This is a genomic window from Shewanella hanedai (assembly GCF_007197645.1).
Lineage (GTDB): Bacteria > Pseudomonadota > Gammaproteobacteria > Enterobacterales > Shewanellaceae > Shewanella > Shewanella hanedai.
In genome coordinates, this window is record NZ_VKGK01000028.1 from 47,171 (window position 1) to 69,347 (window position 22,177).

Annotated in this window: 19 protein-coding genes; 9 read left to right on the top strand and 10 right to left on the bottom strand. The window is 41.9% G+C overall.

Annotation, left to right across the window (positions count from 1 at the left end):
- Position 1: 1 nt before the first annotated feature.
- Both FN961_RS19315 and pip read left to right on the top strand, forming a co-directional pair.
- Positions 2 to 784, top strand: a complete 783-nt coding sequence (locus FN961_RS19315; protein ID WP_373293447.1) for an ABC transporter permease — start codon at positions 2 to 4, stop codon at positions 782 to 784.
- A 1-nt stretch (position 785) separates the two neighbouring features.
- Complete coding sequence (gene pip, locus FN961_RS19320) at positions 786 to 1,757, top strand: prolyl aminopeptidase (protein ID WP_144041815.1); 972 nt, start codon at positions 786 to 788, stop codon at positions 1,755 to 1,757.
- A gap of 118 nt (positions 1,758 to 1,875) precedes the next feature.
- Here pip and FN961_RS19325 read toward each other — a convergent pair whose 3' ends face one another.
- From FN961_RS19325 to yfbR, 3 genes are all read right to left on the bottom strand, one after another.
- Positions 1,876 to 4,947: a TonB-dependent receptor domain-containing protein gene (locus FN961_RS19325; protein ID WP_144041816.1), complete on the bottom strand. Its 3,072-nt coding sequence runs from the start codon at positions 4,945 to 4,947 to the stop codon at positions 1,876 to 1,878.
- A gap of 504 nt (positions 4,948 to 5,451) precedes the next feature.
- Positions 5,452 to 6,786 carry an anti-phage deoxyguanosine triphosphatase gene (locus FN961_RS19330; RefSeq protein WP_144041817.1) on the bottom strand — a complete coding sequence of 445 codons (1,335 nt, stop codon included), beginning with the start codon at positions 6,784 to 6,786 and terminating at the stop codon, positions 5,452 to 5,454.
- A gap of 32 nt (positions 6,787 to 6,818) precedes the next feature.
- The gene (gene yfbR, locus FN961_RS19335) at positions 6,819 to 7,406 is read right to left on the bottom strand and encodes a 5'-deoxynucleotidase (protein ID WP_144041818.1); all 588 of its coding nucleotides are present in this window, start codon (positions 7,404 to 7,406) and stop codon (positions 6,819 to 6,821) included.
- 270 nt (positions 7,407 to 7,676) lie between these two features.
- Between yfbR and FN961_RS19340 the strand changes: the two genes are divergently transcribed.
- Positions 7,677 to 8,384, top strand: a complete 708-nt coding sequence (locus FN961_RS19340) for a flagellar brake protein (protein WP_144041819.1) — start codon at positions 7,677 to 7,679, stop codon at positions 8,382 to 8,384.
- 70 nt (positions 8,385 to 8,454) lie between these two features.
- Here the strand turns inward: FN961_RS19340 and FN961_RS19345 are convergent, their stop codons facing one another.
- From FN961_RS19345 to FN961_RS19375, 7 genes are all read right to left on the bottom strand, one after another.
- Complete coding sequence (locus FN961_RS19345) at positions 8,455 to 9,669, bottom strand: pyridoxal phosphate-dependent aminotransferase (protein WP_144041820.1); 1,215 nt, start codon at positions 9,667 to 9,669, stop codon at positions 8,455 to 8,457.
- A 311-nt stretch (positions 9,670 to 9,980) separates the two neighbouring features.
- Positions 9,981 to 10,541, bottom strand: coding sequence for an elongation factor P (efp, locus tag FN961_RS19350; RefSeq protein WP_144041821.1), 561 nt, complete (start codon positions 10,539 to 10,541; stop codon positions 9,981 to 9,983).
- Positions 10,542 to 10,585: 44 nt separating this feature from the next.
- Complete coding sequence (gene earP / locus FN961_RS19355; protein ID WP_144041822.1) at positions 10,586 to 11,764, bottom strand: elongation factor P maturation arginine rhamnosyltransferase EarP; 1,179 nt, start codon at positions 11,762 to 11,764, stop codon at positions 10,586 to 10,588.
- 273 nt (positions 11,765 to 12,037) lie between these two features.
- A complete protein-coding gene (gene fldA / locus FN961_RS19360) occupies positions 12,038 to 12,565 on the bottom strand; it encodes a flavodoxin FldA (protein WP_144041823.1) in 528 nt (175 codons plus the stop codon).
- Positions 12,566 to 12,615: 50 nt separating this feature from the next.
- Positions 12,616 to 12,888: a LexA regulated protein gene (gene ybfE, locus FN961_RS19365; RefSeq protein WP_144041824.1), complete on the bottom strand. Its 273-nt coding sequence runs from the start codon at positions 12,886 to 12,888 to the stop codon at positions 12,616 to 12,618.
- A gap of 11 nt (positions 12,889 to 12,899) precedes the next feature.
- Positions 12,900 to 13,121 carry a DUF2788 domain-containing protein gene (locus FN961_RS19370; RefSeq protein WP_144041825.1) on the bottom strand — a complete coding sequence of 74 codons (222 nt, stop codon included), beginning with the start codon at positions 13,119 to 13,121 and terminating at the stop codon, positions 12,900 to 12,902.
- A 243-nt stretch (positions 13,122 to 13,364) separates the two neighbouring features.
- Positions 13,365 to 14,144 carry an alpha/beta fold hydrolase gene (locus FN961_RS19375; RefSeq protein WP_144041826.1) on the bottom strand — a complete coding sequence of 260 codons (780 nt, stop codon included), beginning with the start codon at positions 14,142 to 14,144 and terminating at the stop codon, positions 13,365 to 13,367.
- Positions 14,145 to 14,439: 295 nt separating this feature from the next.
- On the opposite strand from FN961_RS19375, the gene seqA reads away from it, so the two are divergent.
- The 6 genes from seqA (at position 14,440) to FN961_RS19405 (ending at position 22,019) form a co-directional block, all read left to right on the top strand.
- Positions 14,440 to 14,982, top strand: coding sequence for a replication initiation negative regulator SeqA (gene seqA / locus FN961_RS19380; protein WP_144041827.1), 543 nt, complete (start codon positions 14,440 to 14,442; stop codon positions 14,980 to 14,982).
- 47 nt (positions 14,983 to 15,029) lie between these two features.
- Positions 15,030 to 16,682 (top strand): phosphoglucomutase (alpha-D-glucose-1,6-bisphosphate-dependent), encoded by a 1,653-nt coding sequence (pgm, locus tag FN961_RS19385; RefSeq protein WP_144041828.1) that lies wholly within the window; start codon positions 15,030 to 15,032, stop codon positions 16,680 to 16,682.
- A 321-nt stretch (positions 16,683 to 17,003) separates the two neighbouring features.
- On the top strand, positions 17,004 to 18,068 hold the full coding sequence (astE, locus tag FN961_RS19390; RefSeq protein WP_144041829.1) for a succinylglutamate desuccinylase: 1,065 nt from the start codon (positions 17,004 to 17,006) through the stop codon (positions 18,066 to 18,068).
- Positions 18,069 to 18,283: 215 nt separating this feature from the next.
- Positions 18,284 to 19,462: a thiamine pyrophosphate-dependent dehydrogenase E1 component subunit alpha gene (locus tag FN961_RS19395; RefSeq protein WP_144041830.1), complete on the top strand. Its 1,179-nt coding sequence runs from the start codon at positions 18,284 to 18,286 to the stop codon at positions 19,460 to 19,462.
- Positions 19,463 to 19,465: 3 nt separating this feature from the next.
- The gene (locus FN961_RS19400) at positions 19,466 to 20,443 is read left to right on the top strand and encodes an alpha-ketoacid dehydrogenase subunit beta (protein WP_144041831.1); all 978 of its coding nucleotides are present in this window, start codon (positions 19,466 to 19,468) and stop codon (positions 20,441 to 20,443) included.
- Between the two features lie 10 nt (positions 20,444 to 20,453).
- On the top strand, positions 20,454 to 22,019 hold the full coding sequence (locus tag FN961_RS19405) for a dihydrolipoyllysine-residue acetyltransferase (RefSeq protein ID WP_144041832.1): 1,566 nt from the start codon (positions 20,454 to 20,456) through the stop codon (positions 22,017 to 22,019).
- Positions 22,020 to 22,177: the final 158 nt, after the last annotated feature.

The window sequence follows — 22,177 nt, forward strand, 5'->3', positions numbered from 1 at the left end:
TATTCAACAATACCAATATTGTTTCTTCGGCGTGGTAAAGCGAGAGTTTTTACGTTTCTTGCAACAGCGTACTCGATTATTGAGCGCTTTGATCAGACCTTTACTTTGGCTGGTGGTCTTTGCTGCTGGATTTCGTGCAGCGCTTGGCGTATCGATTATGGAGCCTTATGGCACCTATATTACTTATCAGCAATATATTACCCCGGGTTTGTGCTGCATGATTGTGTTGTTCAATGGCATGCAAAGCTCGCTTTCTATGGTGTATGATCGTGAAATGGGGAGCATGAAGCTGCTTTTGATGAGTCCTTTCCCTCGACCTTTTCTACTGATGTGTAAACTCATTGCCACTGCCATTCTGTCATTAATTCAGGTTTACATTTTCTTGATTATTGCTCAGTTTGTGGATGTTGAAACGCCACTTTTAGGTTATATCACCGCGGTTCCGGCCATCTTTCTGATCGCCTTCTTCTTAGGGGCTTTAGGCTTACTTTTGTCTAATCTGATAAAGCAGTTGGAGAATTTTGCCGGTGTGATGAACTTTGTAATTTTTCCGATGTTTTTTCTTTCTAGTGCGTTATATCCACTTTGGAAAATGAAAGAGGCAAGCCTCTGGTTATATTGGCTTTGTGATTATAATCCATTCAGTTATTGCGTGGAATTGTTAAGGTTTGCCTTGTATCAGCAGTTGAACCTCGAAGCGTTCATGGTGGTCTTTATTTCGACTATTTTTGTCTCTATATTGGCTATGTTTAGCTTTGCACCAAAACGTGAAAATAGGCGCTAATGTGAACACACTTTATCCTGATATTGAACCATACACTCATGATTACTTATCGATGCCTGCCAAAAAGGGATCGGTAGTACATGAACTTTTCGTCGAACAATGCGGCAACCCAAAGGGGCTGCCGGTTATTTTCCTGCATGGTGGTCCAGGTTCTGGTTGCCGAGCATCCCACCGCTGTTTTTTCAATCCTAAGTTATATCGAATCATTTTGTTTGATCAGCGGGGCTGTGGTCGTTCACGCCCTTATGGGGGCTTAGAGAGCAATACTACTGCTCATCTGGTCGATGATATAGAACAGATAAGAGAGACATTGGCGATAGATAGCTGGGTTTTGTTTGGTGGATCTTGGGGTTCAACTTTGGGGTTAGTCTATGCACAGCATCATCCAGAACGGGTGATGACGATGATCTTACGCGGTATTTTTCTCGCAAGGCAGCATGATATTGATTGGGTTTACGCAAGCTCTGGTGCAGCGAAGATGTTTCCTGAAGCTTGGCAACAGCTGATGTCGGTGCTAACCCCCACTGAGCAGCAAACACCACTGAAGAGTCTATATCAGCATCTCGTCGGGGATGATGAATATCGGCGCTTGCAAGCACAACAGGCTTTTAATCAGTGGGAGCAACAGATTGTCACGTTAAGAGATCATAATTATCAAATATCAGATTTAGTTGATGTTGGGCCAAACCGAGGTGCAGCCGCCATGCTTCAGCTGCATTATTGCCTTAATCTTTGCTTTATGGCGCACCATCCTATTTTAGCGAATATTGATGTTATTAGAAATGTGCCAACCCATATTGTCCATGGGCGCTATGACATGGTTTGCCCAGTTGAACAGGCTTGGGAACTTGCACAGCTTTGGCCCGAAGCAAGTCTCACTGTTTTACCTTTAGCGGGACATGCAGCAGGGGAGTTAACCATGATTGACACCTTAGTGGGCTTAACAAACAAGGTTGCTAGAGATCTCTGTTGACGTTAGTCGTACCGTTTACATAATCGTATTTGATAGACATAAAAAGCGCTACTCACATAATGAGTCGCGCTTTTTTGTTTGTAACAATTGAGGTTAACTTATCTCAATCATGTCCGGCTTAGAACTTGAATTCAGCTCCGGCATAGGCGAAACGACCTTTACCACCACCGTATTTACTACTGTAATTACCTTTACCACCGATAATAAAGTCACCTTGATTATCGAAGATGTTATTTAAACCACCAAAGAAACGAATTTCGCCACTTTTAGCTAAATCCATCGTATATGAAATGGATATGTCATGTCTGAAATATGCACTAATATTATAGAACTCTGGCGCTTCTGGATTATCAATACATGTATCTTCACCCTTAGCACAAGCAGCGTCATTCATTGGAAAATATCCACCTACACCATCTTCATCCAACGGGGCATAGTAATCCTTTTGTTCATCTAAACTAGAGATTAAACTACCTTTGAATTTAGTACTCCATCGTACACGCCAGCTATCGTCGTAATACCAGGTTACAGAAGCAGATGCTTTATCTTCAAAAATACCGTTATCTAAATCACCGCTGTACTCATTAACTTGTTGCCCGTCATTGGTTTCAAAAGTTTTTGAGTATTCATATACATGAGTGTAATCAGCTTTGAATTTTAAAGAACCGTATGAGTCTAAATCATAAGAATATACAGCAGCAATATCTAAACCACGAGTTCTTAATTCATCGACATTATACGAGCGCTGTAAAATTTCAATGATATCACCTTCGTCATTACGGGTTATATCATTACAGAAACTATTAGAAGCGCCCCATGCAGTTGATGAGTTATAACATTGATCAATGATATCGGCATTATCGATTTGAGCAATGGCGTCTGAAACTGCGATATCATAATAATCTACAGCAAGATTGAAGCCTTCTAAAAATGATGGAGACATTGTTACACCAAATGTGTAGGTATCCGCTGTTTCCTCCTTTAAGTCAGGGTTACCTGTGTTTGGAGAATAACTATTATTTCCATCTTCATATTCAAAATTAGGATCTTCTGCTATCAGTGCTGCAATAGAAGGCTCTAATCGACAGTTATCATGACCTGCTTTTGTAGAGGTGGCTGTAACACCATCACAGATATCATCAAAACTGTCATAATCACCGCGTGGAGGAGACTCTAAATCTGTAATAGTTGGAGCTCGTTGAGCTCTCGAGTAATTACCACGAATAAGATAGCCTTCAGCAGGTTCCCACATTAATCCTGTTTTGTAACTTTCCACTAGTCCAGTACCAGACCAGCTGTAATCCGCAACTCTGACCGATAGTTCAGCAGATAAACTTTTAGCCGCAGTTACATCCCTAAGAAGAGGAACTGATACTTCAGCAAATGCTTCCCAGACGTCTACTTCACCACTAAAGCTAGGCACAACGTTAAATGTTATTCCGCCATATTGTTGTTCTTCACTGGTTCGTAAATCTTGTGAATCTTTACGATATTCAACACCAAATACTGACGCAACATTTCCTGCAGGCATTTCGAATAGATCACCTGCCACGTATCCAACAAGATTTAACTGTTCAATATCTGTACTGATTGTTGGATTCGAGCGGATATAGTTTGCAGCTTCAGTCGTTATTGAACCTTCGCCGAATAAGTTTAAAGGTACGCAACCATCAGCACGAGCTTCTTCGCTTGCACATTGTATTGTCGTTCCATCTGCAGCATATTCCGCATCAAGCGCATTAGCTACTTTGATTGTATTTAGTTCGTTATACCGTGTTTGCTCTTGTGTTGATTTTCCGTAGCCAACTGATACATCCCAATCCCAGTCATCGTCGAACATAGTGCCTTGAAGCCCAGCCCACGAACGAAGAGTTGTTCTGGTATTATCTGTTGTCACGTTACCGACTTCTGCAAATCGTCTGTCCCAATAGATTCTATCTTTGTACAATCCACTGTTTGCAATTTCTTCTGGAACATAAGGGTTGTCAATCGGAATATATCCAGGTCGTACTCTTCCTGGTTCTCCGGTTTCAGGATCTAATGTCAATGCATAAGCACTTTCATATTCATCTTCTGGTGATTTATTGTTTATAGATCGGTTTTCACTGTACTGCACCTGAAAATAACTTTGAATATCATCATTCAAATCGAAATTAACTTTAATGGCTGTAGAGATTGCTTCGTCAGGTACTTTGAGCATGACAAATTGATCAGTATGTATTCCGTACTTCTCTTCGTTACCCTTCCAATCATTACGCAATGTTTGACCATCATACCAAAATTGAGTGTCGTTCCTGCTTGATTCTCCAAAAACACCACCATTAATACCATCACTTCTATCGCGCCAATCTGCTTCAGTGATATCACGCATACACTGATAACCTTGCTCTGTGAGCATTTGATTACACATTTCACCATCATCATAACGATATACATTTTCTTGCTGAGCTCTGTCACGATCCCAATAGCTTAATCCGTACTGTTTATCATAGGTTGTGCTGAAATACATATAGCCTCGGCCATCCGCAAAATCAGTACCGTAATCCAAGTCTAATGTAAACTCTTTGGCTCCACCTTCAGTACTTTCACCGCCACGGGCTTTAAATGACAGCCCTTCTTTACTGTCCTGAGTAATGATATTCACAACACCTGCAACAGCATCTGAGCCGTATGCAGCCGATGCACCACCAGTAATCACTTCAACTCTTTTTACCATCCCAGAAGGGATCGTGGAAAGGCTGACATAATTACCTGAATAACTATTAGAAACAGTTCTTCTGCCATCAATCAAGGTTAATGTTCTGTTCGTTCCAAGGTCTCGTAAATCAATCGTAGATAAACCAGTATTTTGAACACTGGATTGTGAATTACTGTTACTGCTGCCTTCAGAAATTTGTGGCAGCTCTTCAACTAGAATTTCTGATAGTGAGCCAAGACCAGTGTCTTCTATGGAATCTCGACCTAATATGGCTAATGGGGTGGCAACACTGAAGCTATCTCGACGAAGACGTGAACCCGTCACGGTGATTTTCTCTTGAATTTTCTGCTCATCTGCTGTCTCTGTCGCAGCGGCTTCTAGTGTCGGTTTCTCTATTTCTTTATCATCTGCGGCGTAGGATTGAGGGGCCAAACTTAATGCGCCCCCCATGATGGCAGTTTGTATTGCTATAGTGATCAGTTTTTTATTCATCTCTCCATCCTTTTATTTTTTGTTATATTTATGTCTGCCAACGTCGCCTCTACTAAATTCTTATGAAGATGCATATGGACGACTTAATAACTGTTGGGCAGTAATCCCCGGAATAAACAATCACTCAACTCTGTGTTTCTAAACAGATAAAGCGTGGCATACAAAGTTGAAATTAAAACTCAATATACAAACACTTATTGGGTGTAACAGCATGCTAACAATTGGGTGGGTGTAGTCAAATAAGTGTTGTTATCTAAGCTGTTGAAATTTAAAGTGTAGATATTAAATAGATGTAAAAATGAGGTAAAACCGAGCCTATGTATTAAGTCGTAAAATACGATATCGCTAAACAAATATTTAACTTTGTAAGTGGCGTGATGATTTGAGTGATTAGCTGGAGAGGATGGAAAGTTAAAATTCACTATCCCAGGTAAACAATAAACTTGGGATAGCTAGATGACTATAGCTGTGTTTTTAAGCGAACACATTGCATAAAAATATCACTTATAAGTCGTGATTAAACTCGATCATGGAACCTGATTTAGGACTGAAAAGTTGCTGATGCAATCTAGCCGCATATTCATCTGTCATGCCAGAGATATAATCAGCAATGACTCTATGACTGTTAAGTCCTTGTTCTTGACTTTCACGCCATCGCTCTTGAGTGTGAATAGGAAGTAATCTTTCAGGGTCTGATTCAAAAGCCTCAAATAACTCCATGACCGTTTGCTGGCCCTTGTATTCGAGCATCTGTATCTCAGGCTTTCTAATTACGAATTTATAGACGAATTGCTTCAATACTTCTAAAGCACAAGCAAAGTGCTCATCGAGTGCAGCATTAAATCGAAGCAAAGGTTCTGTAAAGTGCTCATCTTCTTTAAGGGTTATCGCGGTAACAAATCCGTTGACTAATGTGCCGATGGCATCTTTTCTGAGGTGGTGTTGGTGAGAGAACAGCTTATCGCCAATGGTGGAGAACTCTTCTCTAATCCAACTGTCTTCATTTTTTATTAAGATACTGGCTACATCAGATTGCCACTGGCTCGCAGTCACAATACCCATGACGATGGCATCTTCAAGATCATGAACCGCATAAGCGACATCATCTGCAAGTTCCATAATGGAGCAATCTAAAGATTTAAATCTTGTCCGCTTATGTTTACCCGCTTCAGGTTCATGGCTCTCAAGAAACCTTGCTCTGTCTGGGTTAGATAAAGGTTCAAGTACCCAATCTAAAATGGCCTTATCGTCATCAAAAATACCTTTAACAGGCGGCCAGTCAGAAGGCTTGAGTTGACGAATATTACTTATCTCAACTTGTTTGCCTTTATGATGCAATGAAGAGTAGAGGGCGGGGTATTTTAGTACGCCTAACAAAGTACGACGGCACAAGTTCATGCCGTAGTATTCTGTATAGGGTTCAAGTCCGGTGAGGATCCTGAATGTTTGGCCATTACCTTCAAATCCACCATGATCTCGCATCATGTAGTTCAGCGCGACTTCACCACCATGACCAAAAGGAGGGTGGCCGATGTCATGAGCAAGACAGAGTGACTCTATTAAGCTCATAGAGTCAAATAAGTGGAGATGATCTGGCTGTTTTAGTTTTAGCTGTGCACGTATACCGGTTCCTATTTGAGAGACTTCTAGTGAATGGGTGAGTCGAGTGCGATAGAAGTCATTCATGCCAACACCTAGCACTTGGGTTTTGGCTTGCAGCCTTCTAAATGCCGCCGAGTGCAATATTCTGGCACGATCTCTCTGATAGGGACTGCGATGATCATTACGTCTCTTTTTATCTTCCATGAGACGTCTGTCATGCCATAGGGATCCGGTCATGGTTATCCTTTTTATTCTTACACTCTAATAAGTTAGAGTAGCCTGTTAATATCATCCAAGCTTAGCTTGAAACTGGGGACATAGCAGTCGACAAAATACTTTACCGCGGGATCGGAATTCTTATCTAGCGATTCTATCAAGCGCTTTCTGGCAGTATTAAATTCAGTATTGCCGGCGCGAAGTTCTTCAAGGCATTTCAGAAAAGCACAGATAGTATCCGCGGATTTGACCAGTTGTTTATACTCTCTATCGGCATGTTCACTGGTGAGTAAAGGCTCATACTCTTGCTTAAAATCATCAGGCACCATTTCAAGCAGTCTGTGCTCTGCAATGGCTTCAATTTTCTTGTATTCAGCCTCAATCTCTTTATTAAAGTATTTCACTGGCGTAGGGAGATCACCAGTTAAAATTTCACTGGCATCATGAAAGATAGCGACCGTTGCAGCCTTGTCTGGGCTAAGTTCCGTTCCAAATTTTTGATTGCTAATAATGGCGAGTGCATGTGCAACCATCGCTACTTGTAGGGAATGTTCCTGAACATTTTCGCTTCGAACATTATACATGAGTGGCCAGCGTTGAATAAGTTTCATGCGAGCAAGGTGGGCAAAAAGATGACTCATAATTTTAGGCTCTATATTGTTTTTACAACATGAAGTTACATTAGCACAGGGGCTAGTTGAAAAGGCAGATAAATATTGCCAATAAAAGGGATAATAAAACATGCTTGAATATTAAATCAATAGGGTGTCGAATAATCAATAATGTTGACAGTACTTAAACTCCGTCAAAGTGGCATTGCTGCAGCTAACTGACTAGAATTTATGTGGAGTCATTAGAACAATAATGTGATTGATGGGTTTGTCTGCAGTGTAATGTCATAGGAGCATCCAGTGAACGATTCAAAGACATATCAACTCTCTTTTTTGGATCATATGTCCTGTAACACAGAGGTGAATATTCAGGTTCTTATACCGGATCAAGTTGTGCGACTCCGTTCTCGACTTATTGGGGTTGATCCTGGTGTGACCATCATTCTAGAACTTGGTGCCGATGAGTATTGGCACAAAGCGAAAGATTTCATGCTTAATGGTCAGGAACTTATCATTCGTATCGTTAAGAGTGATGGCGCTGATGCGAACCTATTGGCGTTTAAAAGCAAAATCCAGCGGATAGAGCATAACTCAGCCTCTTGGCTGTTAATTCATTACCCTGAAGAGTTACAGAAAGTGGCGCTTAGGCATCAGTATCGAATTCCGATTAATATTGGCGCTGAGATAACATTGGCTGATACCGACAATGAAGATGACGGTTCTGAAATCGAGGCAGTGACAGGAGTATTAAGGGATATCTCTATCAAAGGTGGCGCGTTCGTCAGCCCTTGGGTGGATACTATCGTGAGTGATACTGACTATTTATTGAAGGTGGTCATATTACCGGACATGGAAACCATTGTTATCCCCATTACGATTAGAAACATGGTCTCCATAAAGCATGATGAGAACCAATGTCAGTATGGTTTCTCCATCAATAGTTCTCAAGAGAAAGCTGAGATGATAGTGCAGAGACTACTGCTGTGTCATCTGTTAACCCTGGAATAAATCCATCTAATAGCTTGATCTACAGGCATAAAAAAACGACCGGAGAGGTCGTTTTAATCTAATATTGTAGTTATTGCCTGTATCCGTCCATAAAGTCACCGAACTCGGTTAAGGCTTTCTCAAGATCTTCCTTGTGAGGAAGGAAAACCACCCGCAAGTGATCTGGCTCTGGCCAATTAAAGGCAGTGCCATGAACGAGGAGGATTTTCTTCTCTTTCAATAGATCCAGCACTAAACGCTCATCATCTCTAATATTAAACTTCTTTTGATCTAATCTTGGAAAAGCATACATGGCGCCTTTGGGGCACTTAACACTTATCCCTGGGATAGAGTTTAATAGTTCGATACAGGTGTCACGCTGCACTTTTAAACGGCCTTCATTGGCGACCAGTTCATTGATGCTCTGATATCCACCGAGTGCGGTTTGAATAGCATGTTGATTAGGCACGTTGGCGCACAAACGCATTGATGCCAACATCTCTAAGCCTTCGATGTAACTTTTAGCCGCTTTGAGGTTACCCGACAGCATCATCCAACCGACACGGAAACCTGCAGCGCGATAAGATTTAGATAATCCGTTGAAGGTTACGGTTAAAATGTCATCCGATAAGCTTGCCGCTGGAATATGCTTTGCTTCGTCATAGAGAATTTTGTCATAAATTTCATCAGCAAATAAAATCAGGTGGTGTTGTCTGCATATCTCAACCGCTTCAAGTAGAAGCTCTTTCGAGTAAACAGCACCCGTAGGGTTATTTGGATTGATGAGGACTAAAGCCCGTGTTCTTGGGGTTATTTTTGCTCGAATGTCATCAAGATCAGGGAACCAATCGGCTTCTTCATCACAGCGATAATGTTGTGCTTTACCACCAGATAGGTTAACCGCCGCAGTCCATAGAGGATAATCTGGTGAAGGAATTAGCACTTCGTCATCAGTATTAAGCAAACCTTGCATCGCCATGACGATCAGTTCTGATACGCCGTTACCAATATAGATATCCTCAATATCGACACCGAAAATACCTTGCGACTGATAATGCTGCACAATGGCCTTACGGGCAGAGAATAATCCTTTTGACTCGCAGTAACCTTGAGCGCTGGGTAAATTGAGGATCACATCCCGAACGATCTCCTCTGGGGCTTCAAAACCAAAGGGGGCAGGGTTGCCAATATTGAGTTTTAATATGCGATGACCTTCATCTTCAAGGCGGCGAGCTTCTTTATGAACAGGTCCGCGGATGTCATAACAGACTGAATCTAATTTGTTTGATTTGATAATTGGACGCATCCACAACCTCTAAAATGCTAAGTCGGTATAAGGGCTTATTCTAGCCGTGCTTAGGTAAAACATAAGTAGTGGGACAATAACGAATAATGTACTGCTTGAGAAGTACTTTACGGTGTATTTTAATGATAGAACTGAAAAATATTTTAGATTATCACGCTAAAAGAGGGGTTTTGGCATTGCCTGTTCAGGCTTTAATACTGTTTAGTTGCCTTACTTTGGTGTTTTACACCTTTTTGTTGTTTTGTATAAATAATAAAGCCAGTGCTAAACACTGGCTTTATTAAGCTTTACGAGCAAAACACCGTTAGTGTTTAGACACGCTTTTTAAATTCATTTGTACGAGTGTCGATTTCGATCATGTCACCGGTTTTAACGAAATCTGCAACACTTAATGTCGCGCCGCCAGAGACAGTTGCTGGCTTCATCACTTTACCAGAAGTATCACCACGAGCTGAAGGCTCAGTGTAAGTCACTTCACGTGCGATAGTGATAGGCAGTTCAACTGAGATAGCCTTACCTTCGTAGAAAGTAACATGACAAACATCTTCCATGCCATCAACGATGTAAGCAGCTGCATCACCTAAGTTATCTGCTTCTACATCATACTGGTTGTATTCTGAATCCATAAATACAAACATAGGATCAGCAAAATACGAATAGGTGCATTCAAGACGTTCTAGGATGATATCCTCTAACTTATCTTCACCTTTGAAAGTAGATTCAGTACTTGAGTCGATAAGTACGTTTTTCAATTTCAATTTAACGATAGCAGCGTTACGGCCTGAACGAGTTGTTTCAGTTTTCTGAACAACCCATGGGCTGCCATTTAACATGATCACGTTACCAGGACGGATTTCATGAGCAGTTTTCATTACTTTATTTCCTATTTTTTGACTTTCTATTTCAGTGCAGTATCTTAGCTATTTTTGACGAATTGAACCAGTCGAGAAGCAAGATCCGCATCATTTAATGCATGAATAGGCCATTCTTGTGCATGTTTTAACAAGGGCTTATTCACTGAATTTAGTTTTTGCCAGTAAGTGTTAACCATTTTCTTATCATCGATGTTAAACGCCAAGTTTAACTTCGACCAGATTTTAGTTATTTCTGGTGCAAGATTATCGCAGTAAACTTGCATAAAAGCTTCTAATTTTATGAGATGGTAATCATCTTCTTGAGGATAGATGTGCCAAATCATGGGTTTTGCAGCCCATTGAGCTCTCAGAAACGAATCCTCACCGCGAACGATGTTGACATCACAGCTCCATAGCAGTCTATCGAAGTCTTGCTGATCTGTCATAGGTAAGATATGTAAGGTTAAATTTTTATGCACTATCTTTTGGCCTGAGACCAAGTCTTCAACTGTGCATGGTAACCAACGAGACAAGCTGTTTAATGCTCGACCGAGAGGCAGCAGCGCATGAATTTTTTGAGGGGATGACTGCCATAACTCACACAGCGCTTCAAGGGCTGGAGTTTCATAACTGAATATACTAATAAGCATATCATCTTGCTCAATCCCAGATAGCCCTAGTTGTTCAAATAAGGCCATTTTATGATTTGGGTTTGATTGCCATCGTTCACGTTGGCTAGACAGCTCTTTCTCACAGATAAGGCCGCCAGTTTTCGATGTAAACCCAGGGAAATAAAAAAACTTTTTGAGACCACTTGTCTGCAATGAGGGCAAGGCATGACAGCCATCGACCCAAGTTTCCGCACTGAGGTATTCAAGGTTTAACCACAGTGGAGGTTTTTCACCGGCTGATTGATGTTGCTCTATGAGTCGTTCAAGAACATTGGTGGGGAGATCGCATGCAAATGCTTCGATGATCACACGCCCTGGGGAAAAAGGGATATCTAGCGGCGTGTTCCATTGCCGTATTTCTACGCCATGAAAACATTGAACTGGGTTGGCTGGATTAAGCTGAGGCAAAATATGGGAAAAGCTGTGCAGATCATCAACCCAAAGATTGATGCTCAATTGATACTCGTGGGCAAGTTGTCTGGCTAAACGCCAGGTAACGCCAATATCGCCATAATTATCGACGACAGCACAAAAGATGTCCCAATGTTGATTTTCAGATCCAGCAGTCATTTCAAGCTTACTCTCGTGCTAACGTTAGTCATACCAACTCTAATCCTTGAGAGGTGGCATAAGTCTTTTGATAAATATATGTGACCTACATGGTCTAAAGCGTTCCATACACTTCCAGACATCCCCCATATCCCTATGGGTCAGTGGAGGAACATCTAAGACCAGACACAAAGTAAATTTATATCCATCCATGGTAAATTTACATAAGTGTTCCAGACACAAAAAAGCGGCCATAAGCCGCTTTTTTACTGGTTAATATCTCATTAAAAAAGATTAATCTTCCAGTTCAGCTAAACACATCTCTTCGTAGATCTGTTTTACCCAAGCATCAACACGCTCTTCGGTTAACTCAGGCTGACGATCTTCATCAATGCCTAAACCAACAAAGTGTTTCTCATCGGCTAAGCCTTTAGATGCTTCAAAGTCATAGCTCGCGGTTGGCCAGTGACCGATGACGATACCGCCACGGGTCTCGACAATTTCATTAACCATGCCCATAGCATCGAGGAAGTACTCGGCATAATCTTCTTGATCGCCGCAACCAAAGATGGCGACTAACTTATCTTCAAAATTGATCTGCTCGAGTTCAGGGAAGAAATCATCCCAGTCACATTGAGCTTCACCGTAGTACCAAGTAGGGATACCAAAAAGAAGAAGATCATACTCTTGTATCTGTTCTTTTGTACTCTTGGCGATGTCTTTAACATCGACCATCTTCTTACCCAGCTTTTTCTGGATCATCTTGGCGACGGCTTCAGTGTTACCTGTATCGCTACCGAAAAAAAGACCTACAGTTGCCATTGTCTTTCCTATATCTAATGTGCAGTGTTTGTTATCGTTATCAGAACAGGTTAAGAGTCAACCAAGTCCTGCAATATCAATTCGATTAATTGGCTTCGACTAATTTTACTGGCCAAAGCCTTTTCATTCAAGGCGTCATACAAATCTTGTGACACCTTTAACTCTATTCGTTTTAATCCGTTAGCTCTATCGCGCTGGATCTGGTTTCGCTTGTTGACTTTTAACTGCTGGTCTCTAGGTAACGGATTACTTCTAGGACGCCCACGTCGTTTTTCTGTTGCGAACAGATCTATTGTGGTTCTGTCTGATGTTTCTTTAGCCATTTAATCAATGTTTAACCAATGCCTGAGCCTTCCCAGAACACCTGTATTAATCCCTTTGCAATAAACCCGGCACAGCCGAGAAATAACACAAGCCAAACGATGTTACGACCAAACTTAGGGACTTTGCCCTGTTTTAGCACATCATGAATGGCCATACCGATAAAGAAAAAAATCGACGCGAAAAATAGGTTTAAGCCTAACGCTTCAATCTGCCCCATATACTGAGATAACATCTAACGCTTCCTCAGGCTAAAAAATTGTCGTGAAAACAGGTTTAGACCTAAAGCTTCAATACTGAGTTCATATTTTATGATATCTCAGGCCAAAAAAACGGTCATTGAATGTAAGTTTAGACCTAAAGCTTCAATCTGCTCAATGTACTGAGATAGCATCTTACGATTACTCAGGCCAAAAAGAGGCGCGAATATACCATAGATGATGTGTACCTGCTATATGCATAAATGGCTAAACAAAGATTATTTACCTTTGTGTTTATCGATGAACTCTGACACCAGACGATTGAAAATGGTGGGTTTTTGAGCATGTAGCCAATGTCCTGCCCCCTCAATAGTTTTGGCTTGAACATTAGGGAACTGTGCCATAATCGTCTGTCTATGGTCTGCAGTGATGTAATCTGAGTCGCCACCACGAATAAATAAACACGGCCCTTTATAAACCATTTTCACTGGTACGCTGTCATTGTACCAAGCAATCATCTCAGGATAACAGTCCAGTAGGCCGTCTAAATTCATTTTCCATTTAAACCCAGTTTCATCCCGAGTGAGGTTTTTAAGTAGAAATTGCGCCGTGCCTGCATCGATACCAGATTGTAATAGCGACGAAAGCGCTTGAGAGCGATTTTCAATGTTGCTCAGGTCAACGGACCTTAGTGCATTAAAGACACTCAAATGCCTATCTTGGTAACTTACTGGGGCGATATCGGCAGCAACGACACTGATGATGCGTTCAGGAAATGACAATGCTGTCGCCAGTGCAATCTTGCCTCCCATAGAATGTCCCACCAGATGTGCTTTATCGATAAGTAGCTCATCCATAAGTTCAACCATGGCGAGTGCCAAAGCGGGGTAGCTCATGGTAGACCAGTGCGGACTCAAGCCATGGTTTGGCACATCGACACGAATTACTCGGTAGTTGGGCTCAAGACTCTTACTTAAACTATTAAGATTATCTAAGTTACCGAAAAGGCCGTGGATCAAGATCACTGCGGGGCCTTGGCCCGTAGAGATGTAGTTCATGTCAAACTCGTCGAGGTGCAAATTGATTCAACATTGTCCTTTAATGTCTTTACCTTGACAAGAATAAAGCAAGGAGAAGGGGGAGATGTGTGTTGTTTTTAAACAAATGAGAGATTTTTTCACATCTAAATCGCGTGTATATCAAAATTACGAGAAAGGGTCTTTATTATAAGCCTAAAGATGACATACACTTGTGAAACGATCGCCCAGCTAAATGTTATTGAATAAATATTTCTTTCCATAAATTAACCTTTATGGTTCGGGGCATTAATTGCAAGTAAGGAAGATGAAGAGCATGAAATATATAGAGGTTGATGAAGAGCTATATCGCCTTATTGCCAGCAAGACTGAAAGGATCGGTGAAAGTGCTTCTGAAATTTTGCGTCGGTTGTTGGGTTTAGAAGTAGCAGTCGAAGCAATAGAGGTCAAAGTTGAGCCAGAAGTGATCAGCCAACCTAGCTTGGAAGAAGTGGCTATTGTGGAAACGGTAAAACCGAACATTACCGATTTTCATTCTAGCCTTAATCAAGAAGATCTGGCGGCAGCAAAAGGAGCGGTTGGACGCTTTCTATTTATTTTAGAAGCCATGTATCTTGCCTCGCCAGACACATTCTCACAGGTATTGAAGATTAAAGGCAGAGATAGACTGTATTTCGCCACATCAAAACAATCTTTGCTTAAGGCAAGTAAATCAGCCAACCCTAAAGAAATTGGCGAAAGCGGTTACTGGGTGACCACAAATAACAATACAGCTAAAAAACGCACTATCTTAACAGAGGTTTTGCAGCAGTACGGTACAGATGAAGCTCAAATTGAGTCAATGACTGCAAGTATTTAAGTTATCGTTTTAGATGAACATATTTGATTTATAGGTAGGAGTTAGTATTGTCGATTCATGAACGAGCAGGTCAAATAGCCTTACAACAGGATTTAGTTAATATTCCTAAGCTGATGAGCCATTATTATCGGCTTAAGCCAGATATTAATGTGGTTGAAGATAAAGTGACTTTTGGGACATCAGGTCATAGAGGCAGTGCTTTTAATCGCAGTTTTAACGAGCAACACATACTCGCTATCACTCAAGCTGTGGTTGATTACCGCCTTAAAGTGGGGATAACTGGTCCACTTTATCTCGGTATTGATACCCATGCATTATCTCAAGCCGCGTACATTACTGCCATTGAGGTATTAGTGGCAAATGGTGTCAACATTATCATTCATAAAGATGATGGCTTTACTCCGACTCCTGTTATTTCACACGCTATTATTACTGCGAACCAATGTTCAGACAGTCAAGCGGATGGGCTCATTATCACCCCATCGCATAATCCTCCCCAAGATGGCGGGATAAAGTATAACCCTCCCCATGGTGGTCCCGCAGAAGGTGAGATAACTCAATGGATTGAGAATAAAGCCAACGCTTATCTGAATCAGAAGTTAGTGGGTATAAAGCGTGAAGATTATACTCAAGCCATGCTAAGTGATTACGTTCAACAGGTGGATTTAATTCAACCTTATGTTAATGACTTAATTAGTGTCATTGATATGGATGCCATCTCGAAAGCAAAACTTGAGATAGGGGTTGATCCGCTGGGAGGCTCAGGGATCTATTACTGGGCTGAAATTGCCAAACGTTATGATCTCAATATTTCACTTGTTAATGATCAAGTCGATCCAAGTTTCGGATTTATGCCACTGGATAAAGATGGCAAGATCAGAATGGATTGCTCATCAACCTATGCAATGTCTGGGCTTTTAAAGCATAAAGATAATTTCGATCTTTGTGTTGGTAACGATCCTGATTACGATCGCCATGGCATTGTTTGTCCTGGTAGTGGTTTGATGAATCCGAATCATTTTTTGGCTGTGGCCATCGACTACTTAGTCACCCACAGACCACAATGGTCTGAATCATTGATCATCGGCAAGACCTTAGTCTCCAGTGCCATGATTGATAAGGTGTGTGCTCAGCATCAACGTGTGATGAGTGAAGTACCAGTTGGGTTTAAATGGTTCGTAGATGGACTCGCTGATGCCACTTTTGCCTTCGGCGGTGAAGAGAGCGCAGGTGCTGCTTTCTTAAGACGCGATGGTACAACTTGGTGTACCGATAAAGATGGCTTTATTTTAGCCCTGTTAGCGGTGGAAATATTGGCGGTAACCGGTAAATCGCCAGCGACCCGTTATCGTGAATTAGTCGAACTTCACGGGGAGAGTTTTTATACTCGTGTAGACAGCCCAGTAAGTGCGCAAAAGAAGGCTAAATTTGCTGAGATTATTTCAGGAAATGTTAATGTCGATCTACTCGGCACTCACACCTTGGCTGGTGAAGCTATTGAAAGCGTGTTGACTAAAGCTCCTGGTAATAATGCGAATATTGGTGGCATTAAGGTGGTCACTAAGAATGCATGGTTTGCCGCTAGGCCTTCAGGTACTGAAGCACTATTCAAAATCTACGGTGAGAGCTTCGTTAGCCAAAGCCATTTAGGTGAAGTGATAAGCCAAGCGCAATCAATGATTGATGAGATGCTGTCTTAATTTCAGGCCCTAACTTCGATGTCTTAGTTATCCATTAAAGCCTCAGCATTACGCTGGGGCTTTTTTATTATAAACACCGTAAGTTCATTTCTTATCATCGCTGTGGGGGTCTTTTAGCCAGAGTGAAATGCCATGTAAATAGAAAAAGTTTTTAAAGGTAAATTATTTGAAATAACTTGGCTTTGAGTCGCCGTTAAATAGCTGACTTGTGTGTAAAATGGTAGGATACCAATCCGAGTTTCATACAATAATAAATGATCTTACCTTTTAATATCAGTATTGAGTTCGTTTCTAGGGGTAAGAGCGAATAAGGAGTATCTCGTGTTACAAGCGTTAAAACAGTCTAAAGATTTTCTACAATTCACACTTGCTCAGCCACAACATTTTGATGAAGTGGGGACTTTTATGCTTGGCTCGCACACGCAAGTCGAAGTGTGGGATACCGGTGTCATTGTATTTGAACCTGTGGAGTCTGAGCTTAAGCAGACTTCTGGCAAAGATATTGTGCTTTCTTGCGCTGTACATGGTAATGAAACGGCCCCTATTGAGTTGTGCAATGGACTTGTTAAGGCGTTGCTTGAAGAGACCTTGATTGCTAAGCAGAGAATCCTCTTTTTATTTGGTAACCCGCCAGCCATTATCAATGGCACTCGTTTTATTGATGAAAATCTAAATAGGCTCTTTAACGGAGCGCATTCAGTTGGGGAGGGCTTGATTAATCCTGAGCGGATAAGAGCGAAAAAACTTGAGTTCTATGTGGATAAATTTTTCACTTCTGAAAATGCTGCAACACATAAAATTCACTATGATCTTCATACTGCTATCCGCGGTTCCAAACATGAAAAGTTTGCTATCTATCCCTACAGGCCCGGTCGTCAATACAGTGGTGAACAGATCATGTTCCTCGAAGCATGTGGCATCGATACCGTGTTGTTTCACCATGAACCAACAACGACATTTAGTTATTTTTCATCCCTAAATTATCAAGCCGATGCATTTACCATTGAGTTAGGGAAAGTCTTGCCAATGGGCCAGAATGACATGACGCGTTTTATCGCCTTAAATGAGATGCTGACAAGACTTATCAGCGATACGCCGCTTCAGTTGTCTGAATTTAATGCCAAGTCTGTCAACCTGTATCAGGTCTGTAGAGCCATTAACAAAAACTTCGATGATTTTGAATTTACGTTTGCCAATGATGTTGAAAATTTCACTGCATTTCCAAATGGATACATACTAGCTAAAGAAGGTGGAAATGACATTAAAGTTGAGCACGAAATAGAAGCTGTTGTATTTCCTAATGCCAAAGTGCCGATTGGTCAACGCACCGTTTTGTGCCTTAAACCTGCGAGCACTGATAATATCGATAAGGCTCATAATTCTTAAAATGCACAGGAAGCTAGACCAGCCTACTGGCGGGATCTGGCTTAAATGTAAAGCTAAACATACGCAGGCAGAGCGGGTTAGTTTTTGCTAAGGTATAATCAATAGTTGATAGGTAGTTTACGTTAACGTAATGTTCTGCAACGCGTATAACAAGAACATCCTCTTTCAATGAGAGAGGACTCAAAAATGAAGCACTCAGCTGATAAGAGAATAGTATGAGCAACGCAACAAGCCATAATGAAACTGTCCATCGTGTCAGTTTTCTCGATAAGGATTCAATTAGGATCCCGATTTTAAAAATCTTACAAGCCGATGGCACAGTGTATGAAAATGCGGTGTTACCAGCTATCGATGAAACCCTAGCCCACAAAATTTATGATACTTGTGTCTTTACCCGAGTATTAGACGAGCGCATGTTAGGTGCACAACGTCAGGGGCGGATCAGCTTTTATATGACATGCACAGGCGAAGAAGCCTCGATTATTGGCAGTGCAGCTTCTTTGGATAGCGGCGATGTCATATTGGCTCAATATCGTGAGCATGCGGCATTGCGTTACCGTGGATTTACCACTGAACAGTTTATGAATCAATTGTTCAGTAATGAGAAAGATCTCGGTAAAGGCCGCCAGATGCCGATCCATTACGGCTCTGCAGAGTTGAACTATCAAACGATCTCTTCGCCATTGGCAACGCAGATCCCACAAGCAACCGGTGTTGGTTACAGCTTAAAGATGCAGGGTAAGCGAAATATCGCTATCTGCTACTTTGGTGAAGGTGCTGCTTCGGAAGGTGACTTTCATGCGGGCTTGAACATGGCCGCAGTGCTTAGCTCTCCTACCATTTTCTTTTGTCGTAATAATGGTTATGCAATCTCGACCCCAACCAGCGAACAGTTTAAAGGCAATGGTATTGCCAGCCGTGGTCCAGGTTACGGGATGCACACCATTCGTGTTGATGGTAACGATATGTTAGCTGTGCTTGCTGCAACTCAACAAGCCAGATCATATGCTATTGAAAACAATGCCCCCGTCCTTATCGAAGCCATGACCTATCGCCTTGGCGCACATTCATCATCTGACGATCCATCTGGTTATCGTTCAAAAGATGAAGAAGCGAAGTGGCAACAACATGATCCGGTTAAGCGTTTCAAATTATGGATGATCAACAAGGGTTGGTTGACTGAAAAGCAAGATGCAGCGCTATTTGAAAAGTATCGCAGTGAAGTGCTTGCAGAAGTTAAAATTGCTGAGAAGCTACCTATGTCGCATATCGACACGTTAATTGAAGATGTCTATGACACGCCGACACCACTGTTAAAACAGCAGCTTGATACTTTGAAAAAACACCTCAAGAAATATCCTAAATCATACCCAAATAGCGAAGGGAGTGTATAAGCCGTGGCCGAAATTAATATGTTACAAGCCATCAATGATGCACTTTCTATGGCAATGGAGACCGATGAAAAAGCGATATTGTTCGGTGAAGATGTGGGTCATTTTGGTGGTGTGTTTAGAGCCACTTCTGGGTTACAAGAGAAGTTTGGTCGCGATCGCTGCTTTAATACGCCATTAACTGAACAGGGTATCGCGGGTTTTGCTAACGGCTTAGCGTCTAACGGTATGACGGCAATTGCCGAAATTCAGTTTGCTGATTACATTTTTCCAGCGATAGATCAGATTGTTAATGAAACTGCCAAGTTCAGATACCGCAGCGGAAATGAGTTTAATGTTGGTGGCGTCACCTTTAGAACCCCTTATGGCGGTGGCATTGCTGGCGGACATTACCATTCTCAATCACCGGAAGCTTATTTTACGCAAACTGCGGGGCTAAAAGTGGTTGTTCCCCGTAATGCGTATCAAGCAAAAGGGCTATTACTGGCCTCTATTCGTGATAATAACCCAGTGATCTTCTTTGAACCTAAACGCTTGTATCGTGCCAATGTCGGCGAAGTGCCTGATGGCGATTACGAGATAGAGTTAGGTAAGGCTGAAGTGGTTCGTGAAGGGACAGATATTACTCTGCTTGCATGGGGCGCTCAGGTGGAGATCATCGAGAAAGCGGCTGACATGGCAAGTAAAGAGGGGATATCTTGTGAGATCATCGATCTTAGAACATTGGCCCCTTGGGATGTTGAAACCGTTGCTGAATCGGTGAAAAAAACCGGTCGCTTGCTGATTAACCATGAAGCGCCGCTCACAGGCGGTTTTGCTGGTGAAATATCTGCAACCATTCAAGAACAATGTTTCCTCTACTTGGAGTCTCCAATTAGTCGGGTGTGTGGGTTAGATACTCCTTACCCACTGATCCATGAAAAAGAGTATATGCCTGACGCGCTGAAGACTTTCGACGCCATTAAAGCATCAATAAAATTTTAGGAGCTTGGCAATGATTAAAGAGTTTATTCTGCCAGATATTGGTGAAGGCGTTGTCGAGTGTGAGCTTGTTGAATGGCTAGTCAACGAAGGCGATGTGGTTGTTGAAGATCAACCTATTGCTGATGTGATGACCGATAAAGCATTAGTTCAAATCCCTGCACCACACGCTGGTGTGATCAAAAAACTTCATTATGCTAAAGGTGAGATAGCGAAAGTTCACTTGCCATTATATTCTGTTGAAATATCAGAGGGTTTATCTTCATCTGATATTGCAGAGACTCAAGAGTTTGAGTCAAAGAGTGAGGTTTTAAGTCAGGAGTCAACGAGTCGTGTTGAATCAAATTCATCACAAACTAGCATGCAAATTCAAGAGTTTCTCCTGCCTGATATTGGTGAGGGAATTGTTGAGTGTGAGTTAGTAGAATGGTTGGTTGAAGAGGGGGACTTGGTTGTTGAAGATCAACCTATCGCCGATGTCATGACGGATAAAGCCCTAGTGCAAATCCCTGCTATTAAGACGGGTAAAATTCATAAGTTACATTACCGTAAAGGTCAGTTGGCTAAGGTTCATGAACCTTTATTTTCAGTTGAAGTTGCAATTGAGGACACTCAAATTTTGGCTGTGACTGTTGAGCCAGTAGCCGTTAGTGAGCAGGCTGTTGCACAACAGATGGTCGCACAGGGAAAAGCACTTGCTAGCCCTGCAGTGAGGCGTTTGGCACGTAGTTTAGGCATTAACATTGCGAGTGTGTCTGGCACTGGCAAGAACGGGCGTGTATACAAAGAAGATATCAGCCGTTACCAAACTGGTGTTGTTGATACTGAAAACAATGTTGTTGTAGCAGACACTAAGGTTGCGATCTCAACAGCCATTGATCGCGTCGAGCCTATTCGTGGTGTACAAGCTGTGATGGCTAGAATGATGACTGAATCAGTCACCACAATTCCACATTTTACTTATTGTGAAGAGATTGATTTAACAGAGCTTGTGAAGCTTAGAGAGAGTATGAAGAAAAAATACTCGACCGATGAGCTTAAACTCACCATGATGCCATTTTTCATGAAATCGATGTCATTAGCGTTGAAAGAGTTTCCAGTGATCAACAGTCGAGTGAATAGCGATTGCACTGAGCTGACGTATTTGTCCCAACACAATATCGGTATGGCGGTTGACTCTAAAGTGGGCTTGTTAGTGCCGAATGTCAAAGATGTGCATAATAAGTCTATCTTAGAGATTGCAGCAGAGATCACTCGTCTCACCACTGCTGCCAGAAGTGGCCGCGTGAGTCCAAATGATCTTAAAGGTGGCAGTGTGTCTATCTCTAATATTGGTGCTTTGGGTGGCACGGTAGCAACGCCAATCATCAATAAGCCAGAAGTGGCCATTGTTGCTTTAGGCAAATTGCAGGTGCTGCCGCGTTTTAATGCCAATGGTGAAGTGGAAGCGAGAAAGATCATGCAGGTAAGCTGGTCAGGGGATCATCGAGTGATTGACGGAGGTACGATTGCTCGCTTCTGTAACCTATGGAAGCTCTATTTAGAAGAGCCCCAAGAGATGCTGTTAGCAATGCAGTAAAATACCAAGATTAAACACTGATAAAGAGCGCTATAGCGCTAATGCCGATCATTTAGTGATAAATCGATCGGTTGACTGATCTTCTAGATGCTTCAGAATCCGAGTCCTACCTCTAGGTCTCGGATTTTTTTATGCAAGTATCTCAAGCTTTTGACATT